Raw genomic sequence first — 16,610 nt, forward strand, 5'->3', positions numbered from 1 at the left:
GGAGCACACCACCTCCACACGGTTTCTTGCAGGTGCTGTAGCTGGGTGCCAGCTATTGAGCATCGGTGTCGCTTGGTGGGTGTTTCACGTGAAACATGTGTTGTTGCTGTCTGCCGTCTCAGTGAAGGGCTTTGGTGTCGCGGGGGTCTGGAGGTGGGTGCTCCCTTCGTTCGCAGAACGGGGACCCTCCCACTTCGTGGGCCCCTCCCGATGCTCACTCCCGGGAGCACACCGCCTCCACACGGTTTCTTGCAGGTGCGTCTCGGCGTGGGAGTGACACGACCATCGGTGTCGACTAGTGCATGTTTCACGTGAAACATGCGTTGTCCGGGCAGCGTGTTCGACGGGAGGTCGTCGCGTCTCGGGGTGTGGAGGGGTGCTCCCCGTCGCTACAGAGCGGGGACCCTCCCACTTCGTGGGCGCCCGCGATACTCCGCTCCCGGGAGCAGGTCCCCTCCACGCGGTCTCTTGCACGTGGTGCTGCGGGGGTGCTGCCACATCACAATCGGCGTCCAGGGAGTTCTGTTTCACGTGAAACACGGTGGGGGTATCGCTGACACGCCCTAGTTCTGGCTTTGAGGTGGATAGTCCATATCGTCGTGGCCTTCGTCTTGCTTCGCTCGCTCAGGGGCCGGCGCTCGTGATACTCACCCCGCGTGCACTCGAACCTTCCTCATTCGATCGATTCTCCACTTGTGTTTCACGTGAAACGCATGTCGAGAGTCCGTGCCGACGTGCAGCGCTCGGGAGAACTGATCGAAGGAGATGACTTGCCCCGGCGCGCGTGCAGCGTTCGATGGGCTAACGAGATGGACTAACGATCCGTGTCATCGGCGGCGACTCCTGGCGTGAGGACTGGCTTGCTATCGGTGACACCAAGCTGGAGTCCGCAAGCCCAATGTTTCACGTGAAACGAGGTGCAGGCACAGAGGGCTAGCTACGGCTGATGCCCCATGGAGGAGCTATGTGGAGATGAAATACTCCCGGGAGTGAGCATCGGGATGGGCCCGCGCAGCGGGAGAGTCCCCGTGCTGTGAACGAAGGGAGTGCTTTGCCTCCACACCCCGAAGAACTGCTCTACTTCACACCCCACGGAGCTCCCAACTCCACACCCCCGGAGAGCCCCGGAATCCCATGATTCACCCCCCGGCAGCCTCCGAAACCAACCCTCGGCGTTCCGACGTCGGTCCAAGCGATTAGAGTGGAACGCGGCCCCGAAAGGAGTGGATGTTTCACGTGAAACAGTCCGAAAAGGCATCCCCGAGTGAATCATTCGGGATGGATACACCGCTCGCGCGGGAGCTCGCCGACCTATCTGCTCGACGTCGTGCTCTGGAGTCCACGAAGGTGGAGTTCTCCGGAGATACGCGAGTGATGACGGTCTCCAACCAGAAGGGTGGGGTCGGTAAGACCACCACCGCGGTGAACGTGGCTTCGGCCCTCGCCGGCCTGGGGGCGAAGGTCCTCGTCATCGACCTCGATCCGCAAGGTAACGCGTCGACGGCGCTCGGAGTTCCGCACAATGCGGAGACGGCCAGCATCTACGACGTCCTGATCGAGGGCACGCCCCTCGCCGAGATCGTTCAGCAGAGCCCCGAGGACGAGAATCTCTTCTGCGCCCCGAGTACGATTCACCTCGCCGGCGCCGAGATCGAGCTCGTGGCGCAGGTCGCGCGCGAGCACCGCCTCCGCACGGCGCTCGACGAGTACCTCAAGAGCATCCCGATGGACTTCGTGATCATCGACTGCCCGCCGTCGCTCGGTCTCCTCACGATCAACGCGTTCACCGCGGCATCCGAGGTCTTCATCCCCATCCAGTGCGAGTACTACGCACTGGAGGGCCTGAGCCAGCTTCTCGGCAGCATTCAGATGATCCAGAAGCACCTCAACCCGGGGCTGCACCTGTCGACGATCCTGTTGACGATGTACGACGGACGCACGCGCCTCGCCCAGCAGGTGGCCGAGGAGGTGCGCGGTCACTTCCCCGAGCAGGTGCTCGAGACGATGATCCCGCGATCGGTACGCGTGTCGGAGGCCCCGAGTTTCGGTCAGACGGTGATCGCGTACGACGGCCAGTCCGCCGGAGCGATCGCATACCGTGAGGCCGCTGTCGAAATCGCGTCGCGTGCGACGCAGAGCAAGGAGAAATGATGGCGAAGCGCACTGGTCTGGGCCGCGGAATCGGCGCACTCATCCCGACGGCCGATCAGACGGAGCGTCCGGTCGACGTGTTCTTCCCGGGGGCGAGCATCCGTCCGTCGGAGTCGACGACGACCGCCGAGGCTCCGGCCGACGCGGATGCCGTGGACCTCGCCGTCGTGCCGGGCATCCACCTCGTGCAGGTGGACCCGAACAAGATCGTCGCGAACCCGCGTCAGCCGCGTCTGCACTTCGACGCCGATGACCTCGCCGAGCTGGTGCACAGCGTGCGCGAGTTCGGCGTGCTGCAGCCGGTCGTGGTGCGCACGAACTCCGAGGGCGAGTACGAGCTGATCATGGGGGAGCGCCGCACGCGTGCCGCGCGTGAGGCTGGCCTCTCCGCGATTCCCGCGATCGTGCGTGAGACCGCCGACGAAGACCTCCTGCGCGACGCGCTGCTCGAGAACCTCCACCGCTCGGAGCTCAACCCTCTGGAGGAGGCATCGGCCTACCAGCAGCTGCTCGAAGACTTCGGCATCACCCAGGAGGAACTCGCGACGCGCATCGGTCGTTCCCGTCCTCAGATCAGCAACACGATCCGTCTGCTCAAGCTGCCGGTTCCCGTGCAGCAGCGTGTGGCGGCCGGCGTGCTGACGGCGGGCCACGCCCGTGCGATCCTCAGCCTCGAGACGCCCGAGTCGATGCAGCGCCTCGCCGACAAGGTCGTGAACGAAGACCTCTCGGTGCGCGCGACCGAGGAGGCAGCGAAGACGCAGTGGAGCAGCGGCACCAAGACGACCAAGGCCACACCGGGAGCGCGCCGCGCCTACCTCGACGAGGTGGCCGGCAAGCTCGGCGATCGTCTCAACACTCGCGTGAAGATCTCCCTGGGTTCGCGCAAAGGCCAGGTCACGATTGATTTCGCGTCGATCCAGGATCTGAACCGCATCCTCAGCGAACTCGGCGAGGAGAGCTACGGCAACTGAGCCGAATCCGCCGCAGAGCATCGCGCCCGACACCCTGAGCAGCAGGGAGTCCGGGCGCGATTCTCTTTCACCCACGCGAATGTCAAGCACCCCCGCAAGATTCTCGGGAGTCCTAGACTCACTGAGGAAGACGCACGGGAGGGCATCATGGCAGCGACGGCATCGGGATCCGGCATCAAGGGGAAGGTGATCGCGATCAGTATCGCGGCCGCCCTCGGCGGGTTCCTCTTCGGATTCGACACAGCGGTCATCAACGGAGCGGTGGATGCTCTCGCCGGAAGCCAATCGGGCTTCGACCTGGGTGCCGGCCTCAAGGGCTTCGCCGTCTCCTCAGCGCTCATCGGCTGTGCCGTCGGTGCCTGGTTCGCCGGCCCCCTGGCGAACCGCTACGGCCGGATCCCGATCATGGTCGTGGCGGCGGTCCTCTTCCTCGTCTCGTCGATCGGCTCCGGACTGGCCTTCAGTGTCGTCGACCTGATCATCTGGCGCGTCGTCGGTGGACTCGGGGTGGGCGCGGCATCCGTCATCGCCCCCGCCTATATCGCCGAGGTCTCGCCCGCCAGCATGCGCGGCCGACTCGGCTCACTGCAGCAGCTCGCGATCGTCACCGGTATCTTCGTCGCCCTGCTCTCGGATGCGCTGCTCGCGCAGGTTGCCGGGGGTGCGGCCGAGTCGTTGTGGGGCCTGTACGCCTGGCGATGGATGTTCATCGCGGAGGCGATCCCGGCCATCGTCTACGGGATCATGGCGCTGAAACTCCCCGAATCCCCGCGCTATCTCGTGCGTAACGGCGATATCGACAAGGCATCCGAGGTGCTGAGCACCGTCACCGGGACCGTCGACGTCAAGGCGAAGATCTCCGAGATCACTGGCACGATCGACACCGAGAAGAAGGAATCCCTGCGTGACCTGCGCGGCAATCGTCTCGGCCTGAAGCCGATCGTCTGGGTCGGCATCCTGCTGTCGGTCTTCCAGCAGTTCGTCGGCATCAATGTGATCTTCTACTACTCGACGACGCTGTGGCAGTCGGTCGGATTCGGTGAATCCGAGGCGTTGCTGATCACTGTGATCACCTCGGTGACGAACATCGTGGTGACGATCGTCGCGATCCTGCTCGTCGACAAGGTCGGTCGCCGCATCATGCTGCTCGTCGGTTCGGTGGGCATGACGATCTCGCTCGGCCTGATGGCGCTCGCGTTCTCGTTCGGCACCCTCGACTCGGCCGGTGCCGTCACTCTGCCCGAACCTTGGTCGACGGTCGCCCTGGTCTGCGCCAACGCGTTCGTCGTGTTCTTCGGTGCGACGTGGGGTCCGCTCGTGTGGGTGCTGCTGGGGGAGATGTTCCCGAACTCGATCCGCGCGGGAGCGCTCGCGGTCGCGGCGGCGGCCCAGTGGGCGGCGAACTTCTTCATCTCGACGACCTTCCCCGCGTTCGCCAACATCGGCCTGCCGTTCGCCTACGGCTTCTACGCGTTCTTCGCGCTGCTGTCGTTCTTCTTCGTCTACTTCAAGGTCGCCGAGACCAAGGGCAAGGAGCTCGAGGACATGAGCGAGGATGTGAAGGTCGAGCGCCGACCCCGTCGCACACGCGCGTAGGCTGGAAGGCATGAGCGAGTCCGTCCCCCGTCGCGCCAGCCTGGAAGTACTGCGTGCCGAGGCATCCGACGAACTCGCCGTGATCGTGCAGGAGCGGTTGCTGGGCGGGGAGGACCCGTGGGAGTTCATGGAGGAGCTCCCCAGCATCGACGAGCTCGTCGTTTACCTGCTGCGCGCCGACAACATCAGCGCGAACGACGGCGTGCGGCCGAACGAAGCCCGCCACTACCGCGTGCTGCGGCAGATCGCGCTCGAGTACCCGGAGCTGACGCCGGCCGTCTGGGGCCTGCTCGACGAGAAGCAGCGCTACCGCCGCTGGGACCCGACGGTCGCGGACGCCTCCTGACGATGCCGCGGATGCTCGTCGCCTACGATCCGTCGTGGCCGGAGCAGTTCGCCGCCGCCGCCGCTCAACTGCGTTCTCACGGCGATTCGGACTGGGTCATCGAGCACATCGGCTCGACCGCGATCCCCGGCATGAGGGCGAAACCGATCATCGACCTCGCGGTGCGCATCGCAGATGCCGCGGACTTCGAACGGCACCGGGATTCGCTCGAGTCCGGAGGATGGCGGCAGGGGAGCGCGGTGCGGAGCCATCCGGTGATGGTGCGGGAGCAGGAGGGCGTGCGCACGCACATCGCGCATTTCTTCGCCGCGGCGGACTGGGATGCCGTGAACCAGAGGATCCTGCGGGACTGGCTGCTCGAGAACCCCGCGGATGCCGATCGCTACCGGCACGCGAAGTGCGCCGCCGTGGCCGCCGCTGCCCGCGGTACCTCGAGCTACAACGCCGCGAAGGGGCCGGTGATCCAGGAGATCGTGGATCGCGCGCGTGCGGCGCGGGGGTTGCCGTCGGTGGACGTGTCGGACAAGTAGGCGCGGGGTGGGCCCTTCGACAGGCTCAGGGACCCAGCGACGGGGTGGGGAAAGAGAAGGGCCGTCACCCTCCGAAGAGAGTGACGGCCCGAAAACTTCGCAGACTCAGCCGATGAACGCCGCGAGGTCTTTCTCGAGGGCCGGCTTCGGCTTGGCGCCGATGATGGTCGTCTTGACCTCACCGCCCTGGAACACCTTCATCGCCGGGATCGACGTGATCTGGTACTTCATCGCCAGCTCGGGGTTCTCGTCGACGTTGAGCTTGAGGATGGTGATCTTGTCGGGGTTGTCGGCCTGGATCTGGTCCAGCACCGGGGCGACCATACGACACGGTCCGCACCATTCGGCCCAGAAGTCCACGAGAATGGGACCTTCGGCCTGCAGTACGTCCTGCTCCCAGGTCGCCTGGCTCGTAGCCTGTGCACTCATCAGAGTTTCTCCTTGTTCGAGGTTCGTCGGATACAACAGCCGACCGGGGAAAAGTGTTCCCGCGGGTCAGGCGGTGATGATCTCGGCCGCTTCGGCCGCGGGGAACTCGACGGAGGCGTCTTCGAGGTCGGCGAGGAAGTGCTCGGCGTCGAGGGCGGCGACCGTTCCGGAACCGGCAGCCGTGATGGCCTGACGGTAGGTGGGGTCGATCACGTCGCCGGCGGCGAAGACACCGGGAACCGAGGTGACCGAGGAACGGCCGTCGACCCAGATCGTGCCCTCGGGGGTGAGCTTCAACTTGTCGTGCACGAGGTGCGTGCGCGGGTCGTTGCCGATCGCGACGAAGAGCCCGTCGAGGGGCAGGTCGCGCAGCGTGCCGTCTTCGGTGGAGCGCAGCTGCACGCCCTCGACCGAGTCCTTGCCGAGGATCTCGGCGACTTCGCTGTTCCAGATGAACTCGATCTTCTCGTTCGCGAACGCGCGCTCCTGCATGATCTTCGAGGCACGGAGGGTGTCCTTGCGGTGGATCACGTAGACCTTGTCGGCGAAGCGGGTGAGGAACGTGGCCTCTTCCATCGCCGAGTCGCCGCCGCCGACGACCGCGATCGTCTTCTCGCGGAAGAAGAACCCGTCGCAGGTGGCGCACCACGAGACGCCGTAGCCGGAGAGACGCTCTTCGCCCTCGATGTGCAGTTTGCGGTAGGCCGAGCCCGTCGCGTAGATGAGGGTCTGCGTCTCGTGCACCGTGCCGCTGCCGAGCGTGACCTTCTTGACCGGTCCGTCGAGCTCGAGCGACGTGACGTCGTCGTAGACGACCTCGGTGCCGAACTTCTCGGCCTGCTCCTGGAACTTGGCCATGAGCTCGGGGCCCTGGATGCCCTCGGGGAAGCCGGGGTAGTTCTCGACCTCTGTGGTGTTCATCAGCTCACCGCCGACCTCGACCGAGCTCGCGATGAGCAGCGGCTCGAGGTTCGCGCGCGCCGCGTAGATGGCGGCGGTGAAACCGGCGGGGCCGGAGCCGATGATGACGACCTGACGCATGAAATGCTCCCTGTGAGAACTGCAATGCCATCGAATGATGTCCGACAGCTTCAACCCATGGTAACCGCGCGGCATTCCCGCGACGGGAGACGCTCAGCGACCGGGCAGGAAGCGACGGACGAGGGTGCCTGCGGCCTTGAGCTCGGGGGCGCGCAGCAGGGCGAGGATGCCGAGATAGACGACCACGACGACGAGTCCGATGATCGCGGTGCCGAGGGCGCCCTGGAACTTGTCGGCGAGCATCCACCCGTCCATGCCGCCGAGAAGGAGGAACGATCCCCAGCCGGCGAAACCTGCGGGGATACCGGCGAGGGCGAAGCGACCGATCGCCGCCATCCAGGAGCGGATCTGCAGGCCGCCGATCTTCCGGTGCAGCAGCCAGGTCGCCACGATCGTCTGCACGATGCTCGCGATCGACTGACCGAGGGCGACGGTGGCGGCGAGCGAGGTGAGCGGGATGATCCCGGCCTCTTTCAGGCCGAGCGCCGCGAGGGCCGTGCCCACGATGAGCACGCACTGGAAGATCGTGAACCAGAACGGGGTGCGGGTGTCGTCGTACGCGTAGAAGGTGCGCTGCACGATGAAGAGGATCGTGAGGGGGATGAGACCGACCAGGTAGGCGATGAGCACCCAAGCGGCGGCCTGCGCGTCGGCGGCCGTGTCGGTGAACACGCGGGATGCCGGGATCGCGGCCGCCGCGACCGCGGCGGTGGCCGCGACGATGAAGAACAGCAGGGTGCGGATGCTCTGCGCGATGTCTCCGCGCACCTCGTCGTCGCGACCGGCCGCCGCATGCGCACTGATCTGCGTGAAGTAGGGGGTGCCGATCGAGAGCACGATCACCGAGTAAGGGAGCATGAAGATCAACCAAGCGTTGGCGGTGACGGTCGCCGACGCTCCCAGACCGGATGCCTCGCTCACGAGGTAACCCTGGTACATGCCGGCCGCGAGGCTCGCGAAGGCCATCAGGAAGGTCCACCCCGCGAGGCGGCCCACGTTGCCGAGGCCCACACCGCGCCACCGGAAGTCGGGCTTGAGTGCCAGCCCCGTGCGGCGCCAGAAGACGAGCAGCACCGCTGCCTGCAGCGCGATGCCGAGGGTGGCGGTGCCGCCGAGCGTCGCGATCATTCCGGGAGACCAGTCGATGGCGTCGCGAGAGATCGGCCCGAACACCGCGCCGAGGGCCAGGAAGCCGGCGATCGACACGAAGTTGTTGACGACGGGCGCCCAGGTGAACGGCCCGAAGATCTTGCGGGCGTTCAGCGCTTCACCGAGCATCGCGTAGAGGCCGTAGAGCAGGATCTGCGGCAGGCACCAGTACGCCAGTGCGGTCGCCAGAGCCTGCATCTCGCCGCTCGCCTTGCCGGCCACCAGGTGCACCAGCCAGGGCGCTGCGACGGTGGCGATCGTCGTCACGATCAGGAGCACGACCGTGCCGAGCGTGAAGAGCTTCGAGATGAAGGCGTTGCCGCCGTCGGCATCCGCGGTCGCCTTGACGATCTGCGGCACGATCACGGCAGTGAGGATGCCCACCGAGATCAGCGAGAAGACACTGTTCGGCAGCTGGTTCGCGGCCGTGAACGCATCGGCGGCCTCGGAACCGACCGAACCCAGAACCCCGACGAGCACGATGCTGCGCAGAAGCCCCGTGATGCGGGAGACGAGGGTGCCGGCGCCGATGATCGCGCTCGCGCGCCCGAGACTGCTCACGTGGTTTCTTTCTCTCCGGCGTCGGCCGCAGCATCCGCTTCGTCGGCGTCGACCGCCGCCTCCCGACGTCGACGGAGCACCGTGCGGATCACACCTCCGACGATCAGCAGCACGGCGAGACCGCCGAAGATGACGAGACCGATCGTCTCCCACTCGGCGCGCACCGCGACGCGCACCGTCTGCGGGCCGTCGATCAGTGCGCCCGTCGGGCTGTAGAGGTTCAGGCGCAGGTCGAGCTCGCCGCTGCCGACGCGCGCCGACACGGGAACCTTCACCCGGGCGCTCGAGTTCGCCTGCACGACGACCTCGTTGCTGCCCTGCACCTCGAGACGAGGATCCGTCGGGGCGACCGTCAGGCGCAGATTGACCGGCCACGGCAGGTCGTTGCGCACGCTGAACGGGAGGTCGGCATTGGCGCTGAGCAGCTGGATCGTGCTCGACGGGGGGATGCTGACGGCGCGAAGCGTGTCGTTCGTCGCCGCACGGTGCACGGCGACGTTGGTGCTGAACTTGGTCTCGGGCACGCCGACCGCGATCTCGCGCAGCACGCGGATGCGCTCACGGCCGAGCAGCACCTGGGGGTCGTCGAGGATCGTGGCGAAGGTGGCGAGCGTGCCCTCGTCGACCAGCATGTTCTGGAGGGCGCTGACGCGGAGGTCGTCGACGGCGCCGGTGAGGCCGACGGCCGCAGCGGGAGCCGAGCGCACCGACGACAGGTCGAAGCCGGGGGAGTCGACCGCGGCGATCGCCTCACGAAGCGCTGCGGCGTCGCGGGTCTCGTCGCGGTCGAGGCCGACCAGGAGCGGGCCCTGCGGCGCCGCCTGCCCGGCGAAGTAGAGCTGTGCACTCGCTGCGGCGAGCCAGCGCTGCCGGGCGCCCGAAGCCGATTCGCCCGCGGCACCGGAGATCGCGGCGGAGATCGCCTCGTCGACGACGAGCAGGTCGTGCCCGTCGGTCGTCGCGTGCGCGGTGTCGACGGCATCCGTCGCGGACGACGAGACGATCGTCGTGACCTCGCCGCCGAAGTAGGAGGTGAACGTCGCGAGGTCTTCGGAGCGGGCGCCCGCCAGCGGCCAGACGATTCCCTCGATGGCGTCGTCGATGGTCGTGAGCGTCTCGTCGTCGGGCAGCACGGGCGCGTCGGTCGCGGCGGGCGTCGGAGACGGCGTGGAGGTGCCGGGGGTCGGCGTGGCCGTCGCCGGGGTGCTCGGGAAGTTCAGGGGGTTCACGAAGGGCGCGAGGGTCGTGGGCTGCAGCAGCTCCGGCAGCTGCGCCTGCGCCTGCACCGTCGCATCGGCATCGCCGAACTGCAGGGCGAAGCGCTCGTTGGGGAGATCGTCGAAGCGCTCGAGCCAGTCGGTCGCGTTCGCCGGCGCCGAGGTGCCGAGCACCCGGATCGCCGCGATGATCGCGGGGTCGATGGCGATCACGGCCGCCGTGCCCGAGACGCCGTCGAGAGCCGCCGTGAGTTCACCGTCCGCTGCCGTGAGTTCGGCGAGCTCGTCGGCCGTGAGCAGCACGCCGTCGGCCGGGGAGGCGGTGATGGGCACGATCACGCCGACCTGCACGGCATCCGCGGTCACGACGAGCACGCTGTCGGCCGAGACGTTGCGCGACACGAAGTCGTCGCTGCCGACCGTGCCGGTGCTCGCTCCGCTCAGTCCCGCCCGGATCGGATAGACGCCGGGAGCGAGCTCGGCGAGGGACTCGGGCGGGATGTCGACCGAGACACGATCGGAGCCGCCCGCATCGACGGCATCCGTCGCCTTCGATCCGAGCGTCTCGAACTCTCCGGGCGCCGAGGTCTCGTCGAGCCAGGTCGAGACGGCAGGGCCGTCGGTGAGTGGGGTGCGGTTGATCTCGACCGTGACGGTGCCGCTCGACAGGCGCGCGTCGGTGTCGTTCTGCACCGAGAGGGATGCCGTGGCCGACGCACCGGGGGTGATCCGGCCGTGGGAGCCGATCGCGACAGAGAGTTCGACGATCCCGGCATCCGTCGCCTCGTCGTCGCCGTCGGCGGCCATCGCCGGAGACGCGACCGCGCCGAGACCGGCCGCGAGGGCGAACGCGGCGGCCGCGCTCGTGAGTCGCCGAAGACGCGCACGGAGGCGTCTGTCGGGGGTGCTCGCGGTCATGAAGGTCTTCCTCGAACGCCCGGGAAGAGGGCGGAATCGTGAGTACTGACCTTGTGATTCTAGAAGGAGCGGCGGAGGAGAACCCTGAAGACGCGTAGAGTGACGGCCGTGTCCGCCTCTGCAACGCCCGTCCCCGACCCGCTCGGATGCGCCTCGCTCGCCGCCGACCTCGACGCCGCCGACCTGCGCTCCGCACCGTTGCGCCGCCTGTGGGGCGAAGAGGCCGACGACGCCCTGGCCCGCGGCATGCGCGAACCCATCCTGCGCGCGATCGAGGGTGACGACGGAACTCTCGCGACCCTCGGGCGCTTCTTCGTGCTCGGGATGCCGCAGCCGAGGCGCGCCGTGGAGGAGGCACTCCCGCGGCTCGGCGTCCACGGGCTGACGGCTCTCGGGCTCGCCTCGGCATCCGACACCGTCGTCACGCCCACCGCGCTCCTGCGCCCGCAGTCGTTCGTCGACGCGGACGGGGTCGGGGAGTGGTGGATCGCGAGCGATCTCGACGAGGTCGCGCTCGGCACCGCGCTGCCGGCCGACCACGTGCTCGGAGTGGGCGGTGCCTCGCGCACCCTTGCCGAGATCGTCGTGCCGATCGAGGTGGAGCGCGCGCTCGACCTCGGCACCGGCTGCGGCATCCAGGCGTTGCTCGTGTCGCGCCGTGCCGGCCGGGTCGTCGCGACCGACATCTCCTCTCGGGCCCTGGCCTACGCCGAGCTCAACGCCCGCCTGAACGGGATCGGCAACATCGAGTTCCGCCTGGGCAGCATGTTCGAGCCCGTCGCGGGGGAGGCGTTCGACCTGATCGTCTCGAACCCGCCCTTCGTCATCACTCCGCGCACCGAGGGCGTGCCCGAGTACGAGTACCGCGACGGTGGACTCATCGGCGACGCGCTCGTCGAGCAGTTCGTACGCACCGCCCCCGCCTTCCTCACTGCGGGCGGCAGTGCCCAGCTGCTCGGCAACTGGGAGTCGCGCGACGGTGTGAAGGGCCTGGCGCGGTTGGACGCCTGGGTGCCGGGCGACCTCGACCTCTGGGTCGTCGAGCGCGAGGAGCTCTCGCCCCTCGCCTACGCCGAGCTCTGGATCCGCGACGGCGGCACCACCCCGCGCGACGACTCGTTCACCCCTCTTCTCCGCGCGTGGCTCGACGACTTCGCCGCACGCGGGGTGACCGCGATCGGCTTCGGATACGTGCTCATCCGCCGCGGTGATGCGCCGGTGCTACGCCGCAGCGAACGCGTCGGCCAGCCCGTGTCGGGTGTGGGCGAGGCGCTCGGCCGCGGACTCGTGGCGCACGACCTGCTCGCCAGCGGGATTCCCGCGACCCTCGTCACGGCATCCGATGTCACCGAGGCCCGGCACCTGCTGCCCGGCAACGATGACCCCAGCGTGATCGAACTGCGTCAGGGCGGCGGCTTCGGGCGCACCGTGAACGTCGACCCGGCGCTCGCCGCATTCGTGGGCGCCTGCGACGGCGAGCTGACGGTCGGTCAGATCGCCGCGGCCCTCGCCGACCTCTTCGACGTGCCGCTCGCCGATCTGTGGGTCGAACTGGAGCCGCGCATCCGGGCGCTGCTGATCGACGGGTTCCTCGCGGCGGAATAACCCGCGGCATCCATGCGTTCGAATACACCATGAAGGCTTTCGGATTCCTCTCGTTCGGCCACTACGCCGATGTCCAGGGTTCGGCGACCCGCACCGCGGGCGACATGCTGAAGCAGACCATCGAGATCGCCGAGGGCGCCGATGAGATCGGGGTGAACGGCGCCTACGTGCGCGTGCACCACTGGGCCCGCCAGGCCGCCTCGCCCATGCCGCTGCTGTCGGCGATGGCCGCGCGCACGAAGCGCATCGAGGTCGGCACCGGCGTGATCGACATGCGGTACGAGAACCCGTTCCAGTTCGCCGAAGAGGCGGCCGCGCTCGACCTGATCGCCGACGGACGCATCGCGCTCGGCGTGAGCCGTGGGTCACCCGAGACGGCTCTGCGCGGCTACGAGACGTTCGGCTTCCACGACGAGGAAGATCCCGAGCGCGGCGGTGTGATGGCTCGCGAGAAGTTCGACCTCTTCCTGCGCGCGATCGACGGCGAGGGTCTCGCCCCCGGCGACCCGCGGATGGTCGGCGCCGGACGCTACCTGCAGATCGAGCCGCAGTCGCCCACGCTCCGCGACCACATCTGGTGGGGTTCGGGATCGCGCGCCACCGCCGAGGAGACCGGGCGGAAGGGCCTCAACATGATGAGCTCGACCCTGCTCACCGAGGCTACGGGCGTGCCGTTCCACGAACTCCAGAGCGAGCAGATCGCGCTGTTCCGTGCGGCCTACAAGGAGGCCGGTCACACCGGTTCGCCTCGAGCCTCGGTGAGCCGCAGCGTCTTCCCGCTGATCACCGACATGGACCGGGCGTACTTCGGTCTGCGCAGCGAGGACAGCGGCGACCAGATCGGCATCATCGACGGCTATCGCTCGACGTTCGGTAAGACCTACGCCGCCGAACCCGACGCGCTCATCGAGCAACTGAAGAACGACTCGGCCGTCATGGCCGCCGACACACTGCTGCTCACGATCCCGAACCAGCTCGGCCCCGCCTACAACCTGCACGTGCTCGAGTCGTTCGCGACGCACGTCGCCCCGGCGCTCGGCTGGAAGCCGAACACCGAGGGTCCGGTACAGGGCGACGCCGTCGTCTGAGGTTGGCCGGGGCGGAGCATCCGTCCGCCATCGCTCGCCGAGGCACCCCTTTCCGTACGGGGCACCCCCGAAAGTGCCGTGCGAAAAGGGGTGCCTCGTTCGTAGACGGGGATGTCGGCGACGCGGGGTCGTTGACACGACGCCCGGGATGGTCGACAGTGGGTTCGCCGTGTCGGATGCCGCGGCATCCGCTCCTCGGACATCGGAGACCCCATGACCCGCGTTCGCGTCGATCTCAACATCTCTCTCGACGGCTTCGCCACGACCACCGACCAGACCCCGGAGAACCCGTTCGGTGAGGACTGGGGCCGGATCACGGCCGCCTACGTCGCGACGCGCACGTTCCGCGAGCGGGTGTTCCACGACACGAGCGGTGCGGGCACGACCGGGGTCGACGAGAAGTATGCCGCACGCTACTTCGAGAACATCGGCGCCGAGATCATGGGCGCCGGGATGTTCGGTCTGCACGCGAACCCCGATGACGCCGACTGGCGCGGCTGGTGGGGCGACGAGCCGCCCTTCCACGCGCCGGTGTTCGTGCTCACGCACACCCCGCGCGAGCGCATCGACTTCGAGAACGGCACGTCGTTCGAGTTCATCGACGCGACGCCCGAAGACGCGCTGCGACGCGCGGTGGAGGCCGCCGAGGGCGCAGACGTGCGGGTGGGTGGCGGAGCGTCGACCGTGCGCGAATACCTGCGCGCGGGACTGGTGGACGAGCTGCACGTCGGGATCACCCCGATCCTCATCGGTAGCGGCATCCGTCTGTGGGACGACCTGCGCGGACTCGAATCCGGATACTCCGTCGTGTCGGAGACGGCCGAGTCCGGCGTCGTGCACGTCACGTTCTCACGCGCGAACTGACGGCCGGCCGCCCCGGAAGTTTTTCTTCGCCTCGTTGGTATACCGATGTAGCCTGGCGCCATGCGCGCGAAGCGGAGCAGCATCTTCATCGGAGTCCTGGCCCTGGTGGCTGCTGTCGCGGTGGTCGCGAGCCCTGCGTCGGCCGCGACCACCACGCAATGGGCGACCTGGCAACCACTGACCGGCACCGGGGGCGCGTTCGCCACCTCGGTGCAGATCACCCCCGATCCGACCATGACGGCGAACGTCACCAGCGACTCCCGTGCGGGTCAGGTCGGCGTGATCTCCGGGGCATCGACCTGGCTCTCCGAGGGCACCCCCGTCGGGGCGAAGTACGGGTCCAGTCGCGACCAGCCCTATCTGAACCTGCGCCCGAAGGCCGACACCCCGACCGGAGCATCGACCACCACCTACGCCTTCCAGAACCCGACACCGACCGCCGGCTGGACGTTCGTGCTCGGCGACATCGACGCCGATTCCGTGCGCATCCAGGCGATCGGCCCCGACGGGCAGGCGCTGACCGCCGATCAGCTCGGCTTCCGCGGCGGATTCAACTACTGCGCCCCGGGGATCACGGGCAAGCCGTCGTGCACCGGTTCGGCGACCGACGTGCCCACCTGGGACGAGACGACCCTCACCCTCACCGGGAACGCGGCCGCGATCGACACCTCGGGTGCGGCCGCCTGGTTCGAGCCCGAAGCCCCGATCACCACCCTGAGCTTCATCTTCACCCGCCGCTCCGGCCTGCCCGTCTACCAGACGTGGTTCGCCTCGCTCGCTCGCGACATCAGCGGAGCCGTCGTCGACGACGGCGCCGTGCCCCAGGCGGGAGTGCAGCTGACCCTCACCGATGCCAACGGCCGGGTCGTCGCGTCGACGGCCACCGCAACCGACGGCACCTACTCCTTCCCCGGAGTGCTGGGCAGCGACGGATACACGGTTCGCGTGACCGCACCCGAGGGGCAGATCGCCGAGGGCGGATCGACCCGGCCCGTGAACCTGAGCGAGACGGATGCCGTCTACGTCGACTTCGTCGTGCGCGACATCATTCCGGTCGCCGTCTCCGGGCGGGTGGTCGACGGGAACGGCGACGGCGTGGGCGGGGTGACCGTCGTCGTCGACGGCACCGAGCTCACCGCCGTGACCGGATCGGACGGGCGCTACCTGTTCGACCGGGTGGAACCCGGCGACTACGACGTGCGGGTCGTCACCCCCGGGGGCTTCTCGACCGATGACGACACGCGTGCGATCTCCGTTCCCGAGGACACCGAAGAGCCGATCACGATCCCCGCGGAAGACGACTTCGTGCTGATCGAGAACGCCGACCTCGGCGGCGTCGTCACATCCCCCGCCACCGGTCTCGGCGTCGCGGGAGCGGTCGTGACCGTCACCGACGCCGATGGCAACATCGTCGCGACGACCGTGACGCGTCCCCTCGGCGAGTACACGATCCCGCGGCTCCCGGCCGGCGAGTACACGGTGACGATCACCCCGCCCAACGGATACGCGCCTCTCGGACCGATCAGTGCGACGGTCTCGCTCGAGGCCGACGACCTCACCGACGTGAACTTCGAGCTGGCGGTGCTCGGGAGCTTCTCGGGGACCGTGCGCGATTCGTCCGGCGCTCCCGTCGCCGGAGTCGTGCTCACCCTCGAGGGGCCGGGCGGAACGCAGCAGCTCGTCTCCGCGGAGGACGGCACGTACAGCCTCGGCGGTCTCGCCCCCGGCGACTACGTGCTGACGGTGATCCCGCCCGAGGGCACCCAGGCCGTGGACTTCGCGCGCCGCTCGTTCGGCTTCCCCCCGCAGGGAGGAGGCACCGTCGTGGCGCAGGACTTCGCGCTCGCCGCGGTCGAGGTCGAGCCCAGCCCGTCGCCGGATCCCGACCCGCCGACCACGCCGACCGTCCCGGCTCCGGGTCCCGGAACCGGTGGTGCGGGAACGGGCACGCTCCCCGGCACGGGTCTCGGCCCGGAGACCTTCGTCTGGGCGGCGGGCGGAGCGGTCGTCCTGCTGCTCGGGGCGACGCTGCTCATCGTGTCGCGTCGGCGGGCGCGTGGTCGCGACGAGGGGTGAGGCATCCGTCCGGAGCGGGCCGCCGCAGCCGTGCGAGGTGTACCCAACTCAGGAAGATCGACGCT

The 16,610-nt window shown here is 68.3% G+C and carries 13 protein-coding genes; 9 read left to right on the forward strand and 4 right to left on the reverse strand.

The window, feature by feature from the left end; genetic code table 11:
* The first annotated feature begins 1,227 nt into the window (after positions 1–1,227).
* From ACIQTT_RS10830 to ACIQTT_RS10850, 5 genes are all read left to right on the forward strand, one after another.
* The gene (locus ACIQTT_RS10830) at positions 1,228–2,151 is read left to right on the forward strand and encodes a ParA family protein (protein ID WP_402789455.1); all 924 of its coding nucleotides are present in this window, start codon (positions 1,228–1,230) and stop codon (positions 2,149–2,151) included.
* A complete protein-coding gene (locus ACIQTT_RS10835; RefSeq protein WP_402789458.1) occupies positions 2,151–3,125 on the forward strand; it encodes a ParB/RepB/Spo0J family partition protein in 975 nt (324 codons plus the stop codon). Before ACIQTT_RS10830 ends, ACIQTT_RS10835 begins: the two co-directional genes overlap by 1 nt.
* 99 nt (positions 3,126–3,224) lie before the next feature.
* A complete protein-coding gene (locus ACIQTT_RS10840) occupies positions 3,225–4,721 on the forward strand; it encodes a sugar porter family MFS transporter (RefSeq protein ID WP_402791171.1) in 1,497 nt (498 codons plus the stop codon).
* A 10-nt stretch (positions 4,722–4,731) separates the two neighbouring features.
* Positions 4,732–5,067, forward strand: coding sequence for a tryptophan synthase subunit alpha (locus ACIQTT_RS10845; protein WP_247624061.1), 336 nt, complete (start codon positions 4,732–4,734; stop codon positions 5,065–5,067).
* A gap of 11 nt (positions 5,068–5,078) precedes the next feature.
* Entirely contained in the window at positions 5,079–5,597 is a 519-nt protein-coding gene (locus ACIQTT_RS10850; RefSeq protein ID WP_402789461.1) for a GrpB family protein, read from the forward strand.
* Positions 5,598–5,702: 105 nt separating this feature from the next.
* Here ACIQTT_RS10850 and trxA read toward each other — a convergent pair whose 3' ends face one another.
* From trxA to ACIQTT_RS10870, 4 genes are all read right to left on the reverse strand, one after another.
* A complete protein-coding gene (gene trxA, locus ACIQTT_RS10855) occupies positions 5,703–6,026 on the reverse strand; it encodes a thioredoxin (protein ID WP_247624063.1) in 324 nt (107 codons plus the stop codon).
* A 66-nt stretch (positions 6,027–6,092) separates the two neighbouring features.
* Complete coding sequence (trxB, locus tag ACIQTT_RS10860) at positions 6,093–7,067, reverse strand: thioredoxin-disulfide reductase (protein ID WP_402789464.1); 975 nt, start codon at positions 7,065–7,067, stop codon at positions 6,093–6,095.
* A gap of 93 nt (positions 7,068–7,160) precedes the next feature.
* Positions 7,161–8,777, reverse strand: coding sequence for a murein biosynthesis integral membrane protein MurJ (murJ, locus tag ACIQTT_RS10865; protein ID WP_402789467.1), 1,617 nt, complete (start codon positions 8,775–8,777; stop codon positions 7,161–7,163).
* Positions 8,774–10,912: a DUF6049 family protein gene (locus ACIQTT_RS10870; RefSeq protein WP_402789469.1), complete on the reverse strand. Its 2,139-nt coding sequence runs from the start codon at positions 10,910–10,912 to the stop codon at positions 8,774–8,776. Before ACIQTT_RS10870 ends, murJ begins: the two co-directional genes overlap by 4 nt.
* Positions 10,913–11,011: 99 nt before the next feature.
* Here ACIQTT_RS10870 and ACIQTT_RS10875 point away from each other — a divergent pair, with 99 nt between their 5' ends.
* The 4 genes from ACIQTT_RS10875 to ACIQTT_RS10890 all read left to right on the forward strand — a co-directional run bounded on the left by ACIQTT_RS10875 (position 11,012) and on the right by ACIQTT_RS10890 (position 16,545).
* Complete coding sequence (locus tag ACIQTT_RS10875) at positions 11,012–12,517, forward strand: methyltransferase (RefSeq protein WP_402789472.1); 1,506 nt, start codon at positions 11,012–11,014, stop codon at positions 12,515–12,517.
* A 29-nt stretch (positions 12,518–12,546) separates the two neighbouring features.
* Complete coding sequence (locus ACIQTT_RS10880; protein ID WP_402789475.1) at positions 12,547–13,605, forward strand: LLM class flavin-dependent oxidoreductase; 1,059 nt, start codon at positions 12,547–12,549, stop codon at positions 13,603–13,605.
* A gap of 213 nt (positions 13,606–13,818) precedes the next feature.
* A complete protein-coding gene (locus ACIQTT_RS10885) occupies positions 13,819–14,469 on the forward strand; it encodes a dihydrofolate reductase family protein (protein WP_402789478.1) in 651 nt (216 codons plus the stop codon).
* Positions 14,470–14,529: 60 nt separating this feature from the next.
* Positions 14,530–16,545 (forward strand): collagen binding domain-containing protein, encoded by a 2,016-nt coding sequence (locus ACIQTT_RS10890; protein ID WP_402789481.1) that lies wholly within the window; start codon positions 14,530–14,532, stop codon positions 16,543–16,545.
* Positions 16,546–16,610: the final 65 nt, after the last annotated feature.

The organism is Microbacterium sp. NPDC090225 (genome assembly GCF_044772365.1).
Taxonomy (GTDB): Bacteria; Actinomycetota; Actinomycetes; order Actinomycetales; family Microbacteriaceae; genus Microbacterium.

What these genes read in the sequence shown, in the direction of transcription:
- ACIQTT_RS10830 (WP_402789455.1), top strand. Translation starts at nt 1,228, where the DNA reads ATGTTTCACGTGAAACAGTCCGAAAAGGCATCCCCGAGTGAATCATTC.
- ACIQTT_RS10835 (WP_402789458.1), top strand. Translation starts at nt 2,151, where the DNA reads ATGGCGAAGCGCACTGGTCTGGGCCGCGGAATCGGCGCACTCATCCCG.
- ACIQTT_RS10845 (WP_247624061.1), top strand. Translation starts at nt 4,732, where the DNA reads ATGAGCGAGTCCGTCCCCCGTCGCGCCAGCCTGGAAGTACTGCGTGCC.
- ACIQTT_RS10850 (WP_402789461.1), top strand. Translation starts at nt 5,079, where the DNA reads ATGCTCGTCGCCTACGATCCGTCGTGGCCGGAGCAGTTCGCCGCCGCC.
- trxA (WP_247624063.1), bottom strand. Translation starts at nt 6,026, where the DNA reads ATGAGTGCACAGGCTACGAGCCAGGCGACCTGGGAGCAGGACGTACTG.
- trxB (WP_402789464.1), bottom strand. Translation starts at nt 7,067, where the DNA reads ATGCGTCAGGTCGTCATCATCGGCTCCGGCCCCGCCGGTTTCACCGCC.
- ACIQTT_RS10870 (WP_402789469.1), bottom strand. Translation starts at nt 10,912, where the DNA reads ATGACCGCGAGCACCCCCGACAGACGCCTCCGTGCGCGTCTTCGGCGA.
- ACIQTT_RS10880 (WP_402789475.1), top strand. Translation starts at nt 12,547, where the DNA reads ATGAAGGCTTTCGGATTCCTCTCGTTCGGCCACTACGCCGATGTCCAG.
- ACIQTT_RS10885 (WP_402789478.1), top strand. Translation starts at nt 13,819, where the DNA reads ATGACCCGCGTTCGCGTCGATCTCAACATCTCTCTCGACGGCTTCGCC.
- ACIQTT_RS10890 (WP_402789481.1), top strand. Translation starts at nt 14,530, where the DNA reads ATGCGCGCGAAGCGGAGCAGCATCTTCATCGGAGTCCTGGCCCTGGTG.